The 15,739-nt window shown below is 36.4% G+C and carries 19 protein-coding genes and 1 other RNA gene; 8 read left to right on the plus strand and 12 right to left on the minus strand.

Annotated elements, in window-relative coordinates; all coding sequences use genetic code 11:
* Nucleotides 1-4: 4 nt before the first annotated feature.
* The gene (locus tag IGJ41_RS09365; RefSeq protein WP_002383768.1) at nt 5-913 is read right to left on the minus strand and encodes a YihY/virulence factor BrkB family protein; all 909 of its coding nucleotides are present in this window, start codon (nt 911-913) and stop codon (nt 5-7) included.
* A gap of 15 nt (nt 914-928) precedes the next feature.
* Nucleotides 929-1,693: a type I methionyl aminopeptidase gene (gene map / locus IGJ41_RS09370; protein ID WP_002389095.1), complete on the minus strand. Its 765-nt coding sequence runs from the start codon at nt 1,691-1,693 to the stop codon at nt 929-931.
* A gap of 174 nt (nt 1,694-1,867) precedes the next feature.
* On the opposite strand from map, the gene IGJ41_RS09375 reads away from it, so the two are divergent.
* Nucleotides 1,868-2,311: a flavodoxin gene (locus tag IGJ41_RS09375; protein ID WP_002356885.1), complete on the plus strand. Its 444-nt coding sequence runs from the start codon at nt 1,868-1,870 to the stop codon at nt 2,309-2,311.
* Nucleotides 2,312-2,451: 140 nt separating this feature from the next.
* Here IGJ41_RS09375 and tnpA read toward each other — a convergent pair whose 3' ends face one another.
* The 3 genes from tnpA to IGJ41_RS09390 all read right to left on the minus strand — a co-directional run bounded on the left by tnpA (nt 2,452) and on the right by IGJ41_RS09390 (nt 4,322).
* On the minus strand, nt 2,452-2,907 hold the full coding sequence (tnpA, locus tag IGJ41_RS09380; protein ID WP_002411089.1) for an IS200/IS605 family transposase: 456 nt from the start codon (nt 2,905-2,907) through the stop codon (nt 2,452-2,454).
* Between the two features lie 211 nt (nt 2,908-3,118).
* On the minus strand, nt 3,119-3,592 hold the full coding sequence (locus IGJ41_RS09385) for a TspO/MBR family protein (protein ID WP_002356884.1): 474 nt from the start codon (nt 3,590-3,592) through the stop codon (nt 3,119-3,121).
* A gap of 157 nt (nt 3,593-3,749) precedes the next feature.
* The gene (locus IGJ41_RS09390; protein ID WP_002356883.1) at nt 3,750-4,322 is read right to left on the minus strand and encodes a TetR/AcrR family transcriptional regulator; all 573 of its coding nucleotides are present in this window, start codon (nt 4,320-4,322) and stop codon (nt 3,750-3,752) included.
* A 250-nt stretch (nt 4,323-4,572) separates the two neighbouring features.
* Here IGJ41_RS09390 and IGJ41_RS09395 point away from each other — a divergent pair, with 250 nt between their 5' ends.
* Nucleotides 4,573-5,811 carry an aminopeptidase gene (locus tag IGJ41_RS09395; RefSeq protein ID WP_002389310.1) on the plus strand — a complete coding sequence of 413 codons (1,239 nt, stop codon included), beginning with the start codon at nt 4,573-4,575 and terminating at the stop codon, nt 5,809-5,811.
* A gap of 259 nt (nt 5,812-6,070) precedes the next feature.
* Nucleotides 6,071-6,451, plus strand: a complete 381-nt coding sequence (locus IGJ41_RS09400; RefSeq protein ID WP_002356881.1) for a PH domain-containing protein — start codon at nt 6,071-6,073, stop codon at nt 6,449-6,451.
* Nucleotides 6,452-6,542: 91 nt separating this feature from the next.
* Here IGJ41_RS09400 and ffs read toward each other — a convergent pair.
* Nucleotides 6,543-6,629, minus strand: an RNA gene (gene ffs, locus IGJ41_RS09405) — signal recognition particle sRNA small type.
* A 39-nt stretch (nt 6,630-6,668) separates the two neighbouring features.
* The gene (gene tadA, locus IGJ41_RS09410) at nt 6,669-7,190 is read right to left on the minus strand and encodes a tRNA adenosine(34) deaminase TadA (protein ID WP_438714322.1); all 522 of its coding nucleotides are present in this window, start codon (nt 7,188-7,190) and stop codon (nt 6,669-6,671) included.
* 77 nt (nt 7,191-7,267) lie between these two features.
* Here tadA and IGJ41_RS09415 point away from each other — a divergent pair, with 77 nt between their 5' ends.
* Both IGJ41_RS09415 and IGJ41_RS09420 read left to right on the plus strand, forming a co-directional pair.
* Nucleotides 7,268-8,119 carry a PucR family transcriptional regulator gene (locus IGJ41_RS09415; RefSeq protein ID WP_002383772.1) on the plus strand — a complete coding sequence of 284 codons (852 nt, stop codon included), beginning with the start codon at nt 7,268-7,270 and terminating at the stop codon, nt 8,117-8,119.
* Nucleotides 8,120-8,175: 56 nt separating this feature from the next.
* The gene (locus IGJ41_RS09420) at nt 8,176-9,021 is read left to right on the plus strand and encodes a PhzF family phenazine biosynthesis protein (protein WP_002389263.1); all 846 of its coding nucleotides are present in this window, start codon (nt 8,176-8,178) and stop codon (nt 9,019-9,021) included.
* A gap of 27 nt (nt 9,022-9,048) precedes the next feature.
* On the opposite strand, the gene IGJ41_RS09425 is transcribed toward IGJ41_RS09420, so the two are convergent.
* Nucleotides 9,049-9,387: a hypothetical protein gene (locus IGJ41_RS09425; protein WP_002356871.1), complete on the minus strand. Its 339-nt coding sequence runs from the start codon at nt 9,385-9,387 to the stop codon at nt 9,049-9,051.
* 83 nt (nt 9,388-9,470) lie between these two features.
* Nucleotides 9,471-10,175 carry a zinc metallopeptidase gene (locus tag IGJ41_RS09430; RefSeq protein WP_002384290.1) on the minus strand — a complete coding sequence of 235 codons (705 nt, stop codon included), beginning with the start codon at nt 10,173-10,175 and terminating at the stop codon, nt 9,471-9,473.
* Nucleotides 10,176-10,373: 198 nt separating this feature from the next.
* Between IGJ41_RS09430 and IGJ41_RS09435 the strand changes: the two genes are divergently transcribed.
* A complete protein-coding gene (locus IGJ41_RS09435) occupies nt 10,374-10,727 on the plus strand; it encodes a YxeA family protein (RefSeq protein WP_002387247.1) in 354 nt (117 codons plus the stop codon).
* A gap of 37 nt (nt 10,728-10,764) precedes the next feature.
* Here the strand turns inward: IGJ41_RS09435 and IGJ41_RS09440 are convergent, their stop codons facing one another.
* Nucleotides 10,765-11,769, minus strand: a complete 1,005-nt coding sequence (locus IGJ41_RS09440; RefSeq protein WP_002356866.1) for a nucleoid-associated protein — start codon at nt 11,767-11,769, stop codon at nt 10,765-10,767.
* Nucleotides 11,770-11,896: 127 nt separating this feature from the next.
* Nucleotides 11,897-13,363 carry a PTS system trehalose-specific EIIBC component gene (gene treP / locus IGJ41_RS09445; RefSeq protein WP_002388267.1) on the minus strand — a complete coding sequence of 489 codons (1,467 nt, stop codon included), beginning with the start codon at nt 13,361-13,363 and terminating at the stop codon, nt 11,897-11,899.
* A gap of 212 nt (nt 13,364-13,575) precedes the next feature.
* On the opposite strand from treP, the gene gloA2 reads away from it, so the two are divergent.
* Complete coding sequence (gene gloA2, locus IGJ41_RS09450; RefSeq protein ID WP_002356864.1) at nt 13,576-13,956, plus strand: SMU1112c/YaeR family gloxylase I-like metalloprotein; 381 nt, start codon at nt 13,576-13,578, stop codon at nt 13,954-13,956.
* Between the two features lie 21 nt (nt 13,957-13,977).
* Nucleotides 13,978-14,460: an SRPBCC family protein gene (locus tag IGJ41_RS09455; protein WP_002356863.1), complete on the plus strand. Its 483-nt coding sequence runs from the start codon at nt 13,978-13,980 to the stop codon at nt 14,458-14,460.
* A 43-nt stretch (nt 14,461-14,503) separates the two neighbouring features.
* Here IGJ41_RS09455 and IGJ41_RS09460 read toward each other — a convergent pair whose 3' ends face one another.
* Nucleotides 14,504-15,604 (minus strand): FUSC family protein, encoded by a 1,101-nt coding sequence (locus tag IGJ41_RS09460; RefSeq protein WP_002389175.1) that lies wholly within the window; start codon nt 15,602-15,604, stop codon nt 14,504-14,506.
* Between the last annotated feature and the right edge of the window lie 135 nt (nt 15,605-15,739).

Consider the following 15,739-nt stretch of genomic DNA (forward strand, 5'->3'; position numbering starts at 1 on the left):
CCATTTATTTTTTCTTTTTAAACCATCTAAACAAGCGTTGTTCAAAACTTGGTTGTTTTTTTTCTTTATCTCCAGATAAGTATTCATCGACAACAGCGTTGACAATTGCTCCTAAAATAATAATCGTGGCAGCAAAATTCAGCCATAACATTAAGATGATAAAACTCCCGATGATTTGATAACTTGCGATTCTAGAACTAAAATATTTTACGTACAAACCAAAAATTTGTGATAATAACATCCAACCGACTGTCGAAAAAATAGCCCCTGGCAAAATGGAACGTAACGATAATTTCCGATTAGGAACGACCGCATAAATCAAACACATAATCACTAATAAAACAACGGTCGTTAACGGCCATTTTAACGCTTGGAAAGTATCGATCACAGATGTTGAGTAGTGGAAAATTGGTTGCAGTAATTCAATAATGTACTGACCCAAACCTAAAATTACTACTACACCAACAATCGCTACCATAAATAACAAAATAACTAAAAATGAGACCACTCTTACGAGAATAAAATTTTTCCTTTGTTCGACACCAAAAGCTTTATTCATCGCGTTTTGTAGTGCATTAATACTTTGACTGGCACTCCAAAATGCTGCTAAAGCGGAAACAGAAAGCAACCCCCCTGAACGTTGAGTCAATAGTGAACGAATCGCTGGTTCTAAGTTCTTATAAACATCTTTCGGAATGGCCTCTGCAATATAAGGCAACACAGAATTAGGGTCGATTCTTAAATAAGGTAAGACATTGCCCACCGCAATCAGTAATGGAAACAGCGAGAGTAATAAATAATAGGCAACAACCACTGAGCTGTTGCCTATTTCGGCTGTGACCATGTGACTTTGCGTTGTCTCAATAAAACGCATCAAAGATTGATTCTTTTTGATGTTGTCGAGAAACTTCATCACACACTCTCCTTATTAATAAGTCAATTCTTCGCCTTGTGACGTTAAGATTCTTGGACCTTCTTTCGTAATCGCTAATGAATGTTCATATTGACAACTTAGACCGCCATCTTCAGTATAAGCAGTCCAACCATTTGGGTCCATTTTCATGCGCCAAGTTCCTGTGTTAACCATTGGCTCAATGGTAATAACCATTCCCTCTTTTAAACGTAGTCCTTTACCTGCTTCACCATAGTGAGGAATCATTGGACTTTCATGAATAGTTGGGCCAATGCCATGACCTACAAAGTCGCGAACTACGCCATAGCCTTCCCCTTCTACATACGTTTGAATTGCATGACCAATGTCGCCAATTCTATTTCCTACTTGTGCTTGGTCAATCCCAAGATATAGCGCTTTTTTGGTTACTTCCATCAAGCGGTCAATTTCAGGTGTTGATTCACCCACGACATAAGACCAGCATGAATCAGAGATTGCGCCTTTTAAGTCGACACACATATCTACTTTGATTAGGTCGCCATCTTTTAATACTTTTTTACGAGGAAATCCGTGGCAGATTTCGTCGTTGATACTACAACAAGTAGCATATTTGTAACCTTCATAGCCAATTTGAGCCGCCACGCCACCATGACTTTCAATAAAGTCTCTCACAAATACTTCAATATCCCAGCTTGTAATGCCAGGTTTAATAAACGTCCGTAAATGACGGTGAACATCCGCTAATAATTCCCCTGATTCATCCATCATTTCAATTTCTCGTGGTGATTTTAATGTAATCATACTATCTCTCCTAAACTTGTTTCATTCAAATTATTTTATCACATTTTTTGCAAAAAAGATTGTTCAAACACCAATTTTCAAAAAGTCCCTTAATAAAAGCACTCGCTAGTCTTTTATAAGAAATGCGCATCTGCTATAATAAGTGACAGAATTGTATGAGGGGGAAGAAAGTTTATGACGTTAGCTAAAATTGTGTATGCAAGCATGACTGGGAATACAGAAGAAATTGCCGACATTGTTGCAGAAGCATTTGAAGATTTAGAATTAGAGGTCGAAATTGATGAGTGTACGCAAGTCGATGCCGCTGATTTTGAAGAGGCCGATATCTGTGTAGTAGCTACATATACGTATGGCGATGGCGATTTACCTGATGAAATTGTCGACTTTTATGAAGACTTACAAGAGATTGATTTATCAGGAAAAATCTTCGGCGTTTGTGGTTCAGGAGACACGTTTTATGATGATTTTTGTAAATCGGTGGACGACTTCGAAGCAGTCTTTACTCAAATTGGGGCAAAAAAAGGCGCCGACAGCGTTAAAGTTGATTTAGCCGCTGAAGAAGACGACATCCAACGTTTAGAAGAATTTGCGAAAAAATTAGCAACTGCCGCAGAATAACTACGTTGAAATAAGTAAATATCCACCCGCATAGCGGGTGGCTTTTTAATAGCCCTAGAAGGGCTCGCTACCTGCTGCTCCCTTTAAGGGAGCTTTTTTTAGAGACTGCCAACCGCTACCATTCTATTCTTATCTAGTTGTTACTTCCTAAATGGATCTTTATACTCTCTTTTGTTTATACTATCCCTTACTCGATCTTCTGCTTCTTGTTCTCGTATATACTTAGCTATCGTTTTTTGGTTCAATCCTACAGTGCTCACATAATAGCCTTTTGACCAAAAGGATCGATTTCCATAATTGTATTTTAAATTCGCATGACGTTCATGAATGATTACTGCACTTCTTCCTTTTAAGAAACCCATAAAACCTGATACACTCAACTTCGGCGGAATTCTTACCAACATATGGATATGGTCGGGCATTGCATGCGCTTCAATGATTTCGACTTCTTTCATCTCACACAATTTCCTTAGTATTTTCCCTATATCTCGCCTCAATTGACCATAGATTACTTTTCTTCTATATTTTGGTGTAAACACAAGATGATACTTACAATTCCAACGAGTATGTGCTAAACTTTTATCGTCGTTCGACATTCAAAAACTCCTTTCGATTTGATAACGGTTGGTAGCCTTTATCTATTATATCGAAAGGAGTTTTTATCGCTAAAGCTCTGGCCTCCACGCGCAGTACGCGTGGTTTTTTTGTCGAAATCTCTTTAGAGATTTCGACTGACTAAAGTCATTAATAAAAAAAACACCAGAAAAAAATGGCTAGTTCCCATTTTTCTCTGGTGTTTTGATATTCCTAATTTAAAAATAAAATACTGTAATTTAATGCTGCCGCAAAAGTAACCCAAAGAATATAAGGAATCATCAACCAGCCACGCGTTATTAATTTATAACGCAAGTAGTCCCACTGTTGAACTATTAATAATAGCCATAACAATGAGATATCAATCACAGATAATAAATTATTTTGTAAAGAAAAAAAGAAAAATGTCCAGAAAAAGTTCGCAATAAATTGTAAAATAAATAGCGTAATCATCCGTTTTTTCTGTTGTTTATTTGGATGAACTAAGATGAAATAAAAAGTAATGCCCATAAAAATATACAACACCAACCACACTGGTCCAAATAACCAGCCTGGCGGAGCAAAACTTGGTAATCTCAACGCTTGATAATATTCTCTCGCATTTACTGAAAATAAGCCCGACAAGAGCCCTAGTCCGGTAATTCCTACAATACTTAGCCATAAACGCTTATCTTTCACTCGGTTCATGTTTTTTGCCCCTTTCTATTTCTCTTCTTTACTGTAGCATGGTTGCGAATAATCTACCATTAATACACTTAACAAAAAAAGACCGTTCTTTTAAGAAACAGTCTTTTGCTGTAACCTCACAGAAGTTATCAGCATGAGGTTACACTTTTTTTAATTTTTATAGGTCAATATCAATTGGTTCATCTCGTTCAAGAATTGCTTCAATACTATCTTTCATTAAATGAATGATTTGTTCTTCTGAAGGATGGATAATTCCAGAAGTCATCAACGCAGCCACACCAGTAGCGACCACCCATGTTCCCATGTGTAAAGAGTCAATTTGAACATCGTTTAAATTAGCATACTCAGGATCAGCTTTTACCGCTTCAGTAAAATAGTGATAAGAGAATTCTTGCATTTTTTTGCCGCCACCATATTCTTCTAAATAAAGCGCACGGTATAGCTTACTTTCACTTGTCGCAAAATGAATATAGTTTAAAGCCAAATCAACAATTGTATTCCCAGTATGTTTTACTGGAAAGACTTCTTTCGCTAAGTATTTATGAATTTTTTGGAATAAAGCATCGCGTAAATCATCCATGTTTTTAAATTCCAAATAAATCGGTTGGGTGGAACATTTCATTTTATTAGCAATATTACGTGCAGTGAACTTCGAAAATCCTTCAGTGGCGACTACTTCATAGGCAGCTGTTAAAATCTGCTCTTTCGTAATGGTTTTTTTTCTTGCCATAATTCCCTATCCCCTTTATTCATTCATATACAACGCTTCCAAATAAATGCTTATGGTTATTGTAACACGATTTTTCTATTATGCAAAATTAGAACAACTCTTTGTACAAAAGTTCACTGAGCGGGAGCACGACAACTTTTACCCCAACTTAAAATAACAGTTGATAAAGGCTTTATTTCGTTGAGTTCCCCGCTCTTCCGTGTTATGATATGAGCAGTCATTACCCATCAAATTGAAGGAGGAATCACGAATGACCTTAGAGAATTTTAATGAAAATCTAAAGAAATATGCACGTTTAATTGCTGAAACGGGTGTCAATGTTCAGGACAATCATACGGTTGTTTTACAAATCAGTGTCAATCAAGCGCCCCTTGCCCGCTTAATTACGGAAGAAGCTTATCGCTTAGGCGCGGCCGAAGTAATTGTTCAATGGAGCGACGAAACCATTCAACGTGAATTTTTAGCTCATGCTGCAACTGATCGTATTGAAAATGTTCCTCAATATAAAATTGATCAAACCGATGATTGGATTGCCAAAGGCGCAAGCCGAATTAGCGTGGTTTCTTCTAATCCTGATGCATTAGCTGGCGTGGATGCACAACGTGTAGCAGCTTTCCAAGCGGCTAATGGGAAAGCATTGGTCAACCTACGAAAAGCAACGCAAGCCAACAAAGTAAGTTGGACTGTTGTAGCTGCTGCTAGTGAAGGCTGGGCAGCTAAAGTCTTTCCAGAATTAGCAACAAGTGAAGAACAAGTTGATGCACTTTGGAATGAAATTTTCAAAACAACACGAATTTATGAAGAAAACCCAGTCATTGCTTGGGATATCCATGATAAAAAATTACAAGAAAAAGCGGCTGAATTAAACGAACAACAATTTACTGCTTTACACTACACAGCTCCTGGGACAGATTTAACGATTGGTTTGCCTAAAAACCATTTATGGGAAGGCGCTGGTAGTTATAACGCGCGTGGGGAAGAATTCATGGCTAATATGCCAACAGAAGAAGTTTTCACCGCCCCAGATAGTCGCCGCGTTGATGGTTATGTTTCTAGTACAAAACCACTAAGTTATGCTGGCACAATCATTTCGGGAATGAAATTTACATTTAAAGATGGAAAAGTTGTTGACTTCTCAGCTGAACAAGGCGAAGAAGCATTGAAAAATCTCTTAGCTATTGATGAAGGTGCCAAACACCTAGGGGAAGTTGCTTTAGTACCTGACCCTTCACCAATTTCACAATCCGGTTTGATTTTTTATAATACATTGTTCGATGAAAACGCCTCTAATCATTTAGCCTTTGGTTCGGCCTATGCCTTCAACTTACAAGGCGGCACGGAGATGAGCGAAGAAGAATTAGCTGAAGCTGGTTTAAATCGTAGCCAAACACATGTGGACTTTATGGTAGGATCTGACAAAATGAATATTGACGGCATTAAGGAAGACGGGACGATTGTTCCAGTTTTTAGAAATGGCGATTGGGCATAGTCCTACCAAATGTTGAAACCAAAGTTTTTAGCTCCAAGAAATAAGAAGAAACTGCTTTTATTCAGTAGGTTCTTTTAAAATTTAGAAAGTGAGGCCTAAGTTGCAGCGATTTAGGCCTCACTTTCTTATGCTAAAAAATCAATTGCATTCGAAGGACCTTTAACGTTATAATCAAATTGAAAGCGGATTCTTTTACACGATATAAGTTTACTTTTAAATAAAAGAATTTTTTTCAAAAAAGGAGAATTGGAGAATTAACATGGGATTATTTGATGGATTATTAGGGAATGCAACACAAAATAACAATGAAACAGCTGAAAAAGAATTACGGGATGTTTTAATCCCTAACGAAAAAGTAGATATGGCCTTCACTTTAGTAAGAGATTTAATTGTCTTTACAGATAAACGCTTAATTTTAGTCGATAAACAAGGAATTACAGGTAAAAAAGTTGATTATAAATCGATTCCCTACAAATCTATTTCACGCTTTTCTGTTGAAACTAGTGGACATTTCGACCTAGATGCAGAACTAAAGATATGGATTTCAAGTGCTGAGTTACCTTCAGTAAGTCTTCAATTTAGAAAAGATAAAGATATTGTTGCTATTCAACAAGCTTTAGCAGCTGCTGTATTATCTTGAATCCACAAAAAAAGACAGGAAAGCGACCAACTTTCCTGTCTTTTTAATTTTAGATAAAATAAAAAAGGCTTCTCAGCCTTGATACGTTCCTTATTCAATCAGACACATGGCGGCACTTGCTTAGTGCTGCTTCCTTCCGGATCTGACACAATTCACTAGCCCGCCATTGTCCTAGCCTTTCGGCAAAACCTAGTATAACGTATTTTTATTCTTTTGACTAGTCTTTCTTTTGATTTTTTAAAAGTTTCTCTTCTTTTCTCTTTGCCCGTAACTTTTTAAAGAACTGAACTAGCAATAAGCGACACTCTTCTTCTAAAACGCCTGCTTCGACATAGGCCACATGATTGAAGCGTTCATCTTCTAATAAATTCATCAATGTGCCAGCAGTGCCTGCTTTAGGATCGGTTGCGCCATAATAAACTTCTGGAATTCGTGCTAAAAGCATCGCCCCACTACACATTGGACAAGGCTCTAAAGTTACAAATAATTGGGTTTCTTCTAGACGCCAATTTTCTATCCCGCGACACGCTTCTTGGATTGCATACATTTCTGCATGCGCCGTTGCTTCTTGCCGTGCTTCTCTCAGATTATGCCCGCGGCCAATAATTTCCCCTTGCCGAACAATTACAGCTCCAATAGGCACCTCAGCCAAACCTTCTGCTTTTTTCGCTTCTGCAATGGCTTCTCGCATAAAAAATTCTTTTTCTTCTTGTGTTAACGTTGTTTTTTTTTTTCCCAATTAATTTCCACCTTTCGGCTTTTTCCCACTAAACTTCTGTCTTGCTTCATGGTACAATAAATCAGTGAGGTGTGTCTATGATTATTGAAAATTTATCTCAGCTTTATCCCAAAGGCTATTTATCAAAAACAATTGGTTCCGAAGCCACCTATTCAATTCCTGTTGACGACCAATTTTTCATTGTGAATAAAGCTTTCTTAAGTATTAAAGAACAGCATTTGTTGGAAGCGCTTTTCCCAATTTCTGAAAACCCAACAATTACTGGTAACCATCCTTGGTTCAGTTACTTATTTCAACAGGCAAAATTACCTGCCGAAGGGACCTTTCGTATGTTGCAAATTCAAACGAATGTCACAAAAGAATTACAAGCTGAATGGCAATTTAATTTAACAAAGATGTTTCCAGATACAGTTGATTGTTTCAGTCCAAGTAATAATATGTATATTTTAGTTGAAGAACAGTCAAAAAATACCTTTCAACAAGAAGAAATTCAAGGAATCTTTTTAACATTAGATACAGACTTTGATTGCACTAGTGCTGTATTTGTTGGCAATTTTTATTCCTCTGAAGACATTCTCCGGCGTTGTTTCCATGAAGAACAACGTATTTTTTCAGAAGAACTTAATTCCTCTAGTCGGACGACTGTTTTTAGTTTAACCGATGTTGCCCTCCACTATTTTACCAAGGAAGCCATGAGCCAAAATGTACTTGTTGAGTATTATCGTCGTTTATTAAATAAAGACACCGATATTCAGCCAATCATCAGCGCTTTGTGGAAAAATCAAGGCAATATCAGCTCCACTGCAAAAGATTTATTTATGCATCGAAATACTTTACACTATCGGTTGGAAAAGTTTTTTGAACAAACTGGCTTATCTTTAAAAAAAATGGATGATTTAATCTTTTGTTATTTGTTATTAAGAAAGTAGTACGTCCATTTTTTACTCGTATGTTTTTTATTCCCAATTAGAAAGTAGGCATTCCAATGAAAATTACCGCATATGTCGCTAGTGCATTTAGTAAAAACCACGAAGGTGGCAACAAAGCAGGCGTTGTTTTTATGACACAGCCCTTAACGAGAACCCAAAAAATGGCCATCGCCAAAGAACTAGGATTTGCAGAAACTGCTTTTATTTCAGACTCAAAGATTGCTGATTTCCGCCTTGAATATTTTACACCAAAAGAAGAAGTCGACTTATGTGGCCACGCGACAATTGGCGCTTTCACCATTATGAAGCACTTAAATAAATTATTGCAAACAGAATATACAATCGAAACGAACAGCGGTTTGCTCGCAATCACGGCTAACGGTGAACAACTATTTATGGAACAAACTGTCCCAACTTTTTATGATACGCTCACTTTAGAAGAATTGAGCGGCTGCTTTGATTTAAACGCAGTGGCAACTGCTTTTCCTATCCAGATTGTGTCAACGGGCCTAAAAGATATTTTGGTTCCCATTAAAAATGCGCAATTATTACAGGATTTACAACCAAACTTTGAAAAAATTAAGTTACTTAGTCAAAAGTATAGAGTTATCGGGATGCATCTTTTTGCTTTGTCTGAAGAAAATATCATTTGTAGGAATTTTGCACCCCTTTATGACATCGATGAAGAAGCCGCTACTGGTACATCAAACGGTGCGTTAGCTTGTTATCTGCACCATCACCAAATTTTACAAAAAACCAATTACACTTTCGTCCAAGGTTATACCTTAAACGCTCCTTCAGAAGTCTTAGTGTGTTTGAACACTACACCTCAAAAGACAATTGATCAAGTTCTAGTTGGTGGCAGAGGCTATTATGTTGAAACAAAAGAATTATTTTTATAAAAAAAAAGATGGCCTAGGCCATCTTTTTTACTTCATTGCATCTTCAATAAATGTGAAAAAGCGTTCTTTTAAAGAATCTGTATTGTCTTTAACTTTTTCGCCATATTCAGCTAATTTTGAACCGCCATCTTTCACACGATCAACAACATTTAAAACAGAATCTAATTCATCATCGGATAAATCATCGACAATCGATAATAATTTTTGGTTTCCATCAAATTTATCGTCTACAAACTTTTTAACTTTATAACGATTGGAAACATGAGATACCTTCTTAATAATTTTTTCAGAAGCGATGACTGCAACAGAGACACTTGCAACTGCAGCAATGCTTAAACCGATACCAATTTTTGTTGATGCTTTCATTTCCTTCAGCTCCTCTGTTATTTTCTACTTTAATCATAACATATTATTACTTTTATGCGTAATAGAAAGACCTTTACTAGCACTTAGTCCCGTCGGTTATTGCCACCAAATAAAATAACCAAACGTAAAAGTTGTAAAAAGGTCGAAAGCGCCGCTGCTACGTAGGTAAGTGCAGCTGCAAAAAGAACTTTTCTGGCCATTGGAACTTCTTCTTCTGTTAATAACCCACCTTCAGAAAGAATACTTAATGCACGTCTAGACGCATTAAACTCCACCGGTAAAGTCACCAATTGAAAAATCAAGGCTAATGAAAAAGCCAAAATTCCAATGTTGATTAATGTTTGATTCCAACTAAATAAAACACCAATCAAAATTAGTGGAAAGGAAATGGTTGAACCGATGTTGGCAACTGGAACAATAGCTGCACGAAGACGTAAAGGCACATAGTTCGTATGATCTTGTACCGCATGTCCGCATTCATGAGCCGCCACGCCAATAGCCGCAACCGATGTCGATTGAGCAGTGGCTTCGGATAAGCTCAACATTTTGTTTCCAGAATTATAATTGTCAGTTAAATCACCAGCAATTTGCTGAACTCCAACATCATTAATTTGTTCTTTTTGTAAAATATATTGTGCTGCCTGCGTGCCTGTAACATGTTTACTGCTTCGTACTTGATCATATTTACGAAAGGTACTGTTAACATATGCGGAGGCCGCACCAGAAATCGCAATTCCGATAATTACCAATATATAGGTTGGATCGATTCCAAAATAAAAGGGCATCATTGTCCTCTACCTCCATCTTTTTTTCTTTATTGTAGCATGATAGTGAAAAAAAGGGAGCGACAAACGTTGTCTTTTGTTTAAAAAAATGATGAATTTTTCAAGAAAGTGCCGAAACTAACAAAATTGTCACTCAATTAACGGAAAAAAATATGGCAAATTTCCTAAAAAAAAGGCATACTATTCCTTGAGGTGAGGAAAATGAAAACATTACTAAAAATATTAATTCCCATAGTCATTTTAGCCGGTGGTAGCTGGGGCGTTTATAATTACTATTACGGTGGAGAAGCCTATTATACACAAATCACAACATCTGGTGAAAAGAAAGATGAAAAAACAAATTCTGGTGAAGCAATGACCATTTATTACTATCAACAACCTGCGTTTAATAAAAACGGTGAAGAAAAAACCGTGGAATTAAACGAATCCCGTGATCAACCATTGCGTATGAAAGCCTATCTAAAATTGAAAGTTAATCCCCGTAAAGGCGTGATCAGCTGGAATGAAGTGACAGAAAAAGAAGTCCCTGAAAAAGCTTTAGAAAAATTAAAATAAAGAAAAAACCGTTGGCAAGCGACCAACGGTTTTTTCTTTATAATTGATTACTAATTTTTTCGATATTTTTTAGCATAATGGACACTGTGCCATCTGGATTATTAACAAATTCAATTAAATCGCCATTGCGGTAAACATCTAACGGAACAATTAATTCAATACCGTTATCCATTTTTAACTTCTGTTTGCCAAATTTCTTTTCAGAAATTTCGCGAGATTCTCTGACTGGCGGTGTTTTGTCGACAAACTTCGATTCATTCACTTCTTCTTGGTAAGCTAATTTAGCTGATACATTTTCTTTAAACACTTGCTCAGCAATTTGCTCATTGTCAATCGTTCCCGTTTCCTCAATACTATCATATACCGCTTCTTTTACAGAAGCCATTAGTTCAAACTCATCTTCGTTAAATTTCTTTCCAATGCGTTTGACTGCCTTTTTAATTTCTTTGATATTTTCTTCCATGGAAGGTGCCGCTTGCGTCTCAATCACTTTTTCAGAGAAATACCAGATTTTTTCTCCTGAAAATTCATATCTTTTCTCTAGTAATTCAAACGCTAATGTATCTAAGTCAACCGTAATCCCTTCATCTGGTTTTTGTGATTTTGAAGACAAAATTGCTCGATTGATAATCAGTTTGTTATAAACGGATTCTTCTTCATAGTCGACGTAATGCGTGTAACTTTCTTTATAGTTTAATTTAATCATTGCGACATGTAACACCGTATCTAATTCATATAAAATGAACAAAATATCAGCACTAGGCGCATCTTCGCTTCCTGAATAAACATCATACCAATGTTGGGTAACTTCTTGGCTTTTCTTCACAAAATCACTAGGAATCCCACGTAACGTGTCAACAAAGGAACTATTTTCCGCCAATGTTCCAGTCTTTGTTTGTGCAGTCGAAAGTTTTGAAATTTTTGCAGTTAAATACGTTCGAATATACTCAGTGGTTAAATCTAGTTCCTTTTCAGAAAAAACCGGCGTCCCAGTTTCTCGATCAATAATGTGTAAAATTGCTTTTTTTAAATAAATATCCATTTTTACGCTCTCCTTTTCTCAACCTTTTTAGTCTAACTGAAAGAGAGAAAAAAGCCAATAGTTTCTATAAAAAGAAGAAGAATTCGTAGACAAATGTCTACGAATTCTTCTTAACTTCAAAAAGCGATTACCCTTCTTCGCTGTATAACATCCCTGTTGCTTCATCAACTGGATCGACTTTATTAAAGATGCCTTTCTTTCTGAAAATATAAGTTAAGCCCATTGGTACGATAATGGCAATCACCATTGCGACTAAAAACGGCAAGTAATATTGTGGCACAATAGATAAAATTCCTGGCAAGCCACCGACGCCGATACTTGTCGCACGAACGCCCATTAAAGTGGCAAACATTCCTGCCATTGCTGAACCAATCATGCCCGCAACAAATGGATAAACATATTTTAAGTTGATCCCAAACATCGCTGGTTCAGTCACACCTAGGTAACAAGAAATCATCGCTGGAATCGAAACTTGTTCTTCTTTTTTGTTTCCACGATGCATAAAGATAACTGCTAAAACCGCTGAACCTTGTGCAATATTTGATAGAGCAATCATTGGCCATAAGTTGGTTGACTGAAAGTCAGCAATCAACTGTAAATCAATAGCATTACTCATATGATGTAACCCAGTGATGACTAATGGTGCGTACATAAAGCCAAAGACGGCGCCAAATAACCAATTAAATGTTGACGTTAATCCTGCATTTACGATATCAGAAACCCAACTACCAATCGTCCAACCGATTGGTCCTAAAATGACATGTGCAGCCAATACTGTTGGTACTAAAGCAAACAATGGGACAAAAATCATTGAAATTGCTTGAGGAATCACTTTTCTAAAGAAAATTTCAAGATAGGCAAGCAAGAAGCCGGCTAACATAGCTGGGATAACTTGCGCTTGATAACCAATCATGTTAACTTGAGCAAACCCAAAATCCCAGAAAGGAATTTCTGCTGCTTTAGTCGTCGCAACTGAATAAGCATTCAGAAGTTGTGGTGAGACTAATGTAATCCCTAGGACAATCCCCAAGATTTGTGTGGTTCCCATTTTCTTCGTAATACTCCACGTAATCCCAACTGGCAAGAAGTGGAAAATTGCTTCGCCGATTAACCATAAGAATGAATTGACTCCATTCCAAAATTGAGAAACTTCCACGATTGTTTGACCATCAAGAAAGCCAAATGGAACCCCTTCCAAAATATTGCGGAACCCTAAAATCAATCCCCCGATAACAAGTGCAGGAATTAATGGTGTAAAAATCTCAGCTAAAACAGAAACAACTCGTTGAACAGGACTCAAATTACTTTTGGCAGCTGCTTTCCCTTCTTCTTTTGAAACCCCTTCTAAACCGGAAATTGCAGAAAAATCATTATAAAATTGTGGGACTTCATTCCCAATAATTACTTGAAACTGTCCAGCATTTGTAAAGGTTCCTTTTACAGAAGGAATATCTTCAATCACAGGTACATCCGCTTTTTTTGGATCTTTTAATACAAAACGCATTCGAGTTGCACAATGAGAAACAGCTGAAATATTTTCTTTGCCTCCTACTGCTTTCAACAACTGTTGTGCATCGCTTTGAAACTTACCCATTTTACATTCTCCTCTCAAACTTGTATATACAATTAAGTTGTATATACATCATACTTGATTATTCTTTTTTTGGCAAGCGCTTTCTTTCAAAAAAAAGAATTTTATTTTTTTACAAATCCCTTGTCTTTTCTTAAAGAGTCAAACAGAACGCTTTTTTAGCTGCTTCTTTATTGCTATACTACAGAGGGAAAAAACGAAAAGGAGTATGAAAAATGTTTTTTAAAGAAATTCATCATGTGGCAATCAATGCCTCAAATTATCAAGCAACTAAAAATTTTTATGTCGAAAAGTTGGGCTTTGAAGTTCTTCGCGAAAATCATCGTCCCGAAAAAAACGATATTAAATTAGATTTAAAATTAGGCAGCCAAGAATTGGAAATTTTCATTTCTGATCAATTTCCAGCTCGCCCCTCTTATCCTGAAGCTTTAGGATTACGTCATTTAGCTTTTAAAGTTGAACATATTGAAGAAGTGATTGCTTTTTTAAATGAGCAAGGAATTGAAACAGAACCGCTACGAGTAGATGATTTTACGGGTGAAAAAATGACCTTCTTTTTTGATCCAGATGGACTACCTTTAGAACTTCATGAATAATAAATAAAGGAGAGAAACAAAATGAAAGATACCTTTCGCTTAGAAAACCAGACGATTTATTTTGGTACAGAACGAGCAATTTCAGCCAGCCCTCAAACGATTTGGCGCTACTTAACTGAGACAGACAAGCTAAAACAATGGTTTCCAGAATTAGAGATTGGTGAATTAGGTGTTAACGGGTTTTGGCGGTTTATTCTGCCCGATTTTGAAGAAACAATGCCTTTCACTGATTATGCAGAGGAAAAATATCTGGGCGTGACTTGGGATACTGGTATCATCTATTTTGACTTAAAAGAACAAGCACCTCATCAGACCCTGTTAGTCTTTTCAGAATCTCTCCCAGAAAATTTTACAACACCTCGCCATAAAGATATCGCTGGTTGGTCAATTGTTCTCAATCGCTTGAAGCAAGTAGTTGAAACTCCTGATGCAGCACCAGAAAAAATAGATTTTCCGCAAATAGAAAATCATTACTTGGAAAAATTAACGAATTTAGAAAATTAAAAAGTGTGGCACAACGGGTAAATAACCCTCTGTGCCACACTTTTTAAAAACGCAAGATACGCTGATAAACAAATAAACCTAAATCAATTAAGCAAACAACAAAAATTGCCAATAATACAAAAGAGACCCGCAACTCTGCGGCGTACATCCCTCGTAAACTAATTGTTGCCAAACATAACCCAAAAATCGTTGCCATTGTCACTTGTAACACGGTTCCTGGTTTTAGGGCATAAACAAAAATGCCAATAATACTAGAAACAACGAGGTGTGTCAGTGGCAATTGAAGCCAATTGACAACAAACAGACTAAGGAAACATCCTAAAAGAGTCCCCCAAAAACGTGTCTTAATACGCGTGTTCATTTCTGCTTTCACTGGATGCAAGAGTAGAAAAACATTCATCGGAATCCAAATTATTTTAATGCCTCCTACACTCCACATTAAAATAAAACTCAGCGTAATGGTGAAACTCATACGAACAGCTAAACGAAATCGTTGCACCCTTTCGTCAGGACTTTCTAAAAATTGTTTGAAACTTGTAATCCCAAAAAAAGTCTGTTGTAAGTCGTGCCAGAAATTAATAACCGCCAATTTCTGTTGCTTCATATTTAATTGAATACTTTTATGGCCCCTACTCTTTAAGCTGGTTAGCTGACTTAATCCTGTTTGCCACCAAGCATTTAATGTTAAAGCCAATAAAAAAAGACCAATTAAAAAGGCCACAACTTGAGATTGCATCAAAAATGTATTTCCTTTAACCTGGATTAACTGACAAAACGTAAACATCATCAAATAACTATGATACCGCATCGGTGTCGCAGATGAATAAAATAAATAAACAATTAAAAATGTCACACTACTATTTAAAATAATAGACCAGCTAAAGGAACTACTAGCTATAAATGCTAAAAAACTGATCACAAATTGCCTGATACTCATTTTGAGCAGCGCTACAAGCGAATAATCTTTTTTATAGTTAATTTTAAACATAATAGTAAATACAGGCACCATAATTAAATAGCTTGGGGAAAATAAAAAATCCAATGTATAAAAACTAACCAAAAAAAAGGCGATGACTGGGAAAATGGCCCAAACATACGCAAAAAATTGCTGACTTTTTGTACTAAAAAAATAAATAACAATCACTCCAATATCGATTCCTTATCCATTGTAACATGCTTGTCAATTCCCTCTCCAAATTGAATATACCAATTCGTTAAAAATAAATAAAAAAGCAAATAAATACGCTTTCATTTCTCGTTTTTTGTGCTATAATCAGCC

Origin of the sequence: Enterococcus sp. DIV1537a (assembly GCF_051712085.1) — a bacterium.
GTDB lineage: Bacteria > Bacillota > Bacilli > Lactobacillales > Enterococcaceae > Enterococcus > Enterococcus faecalis.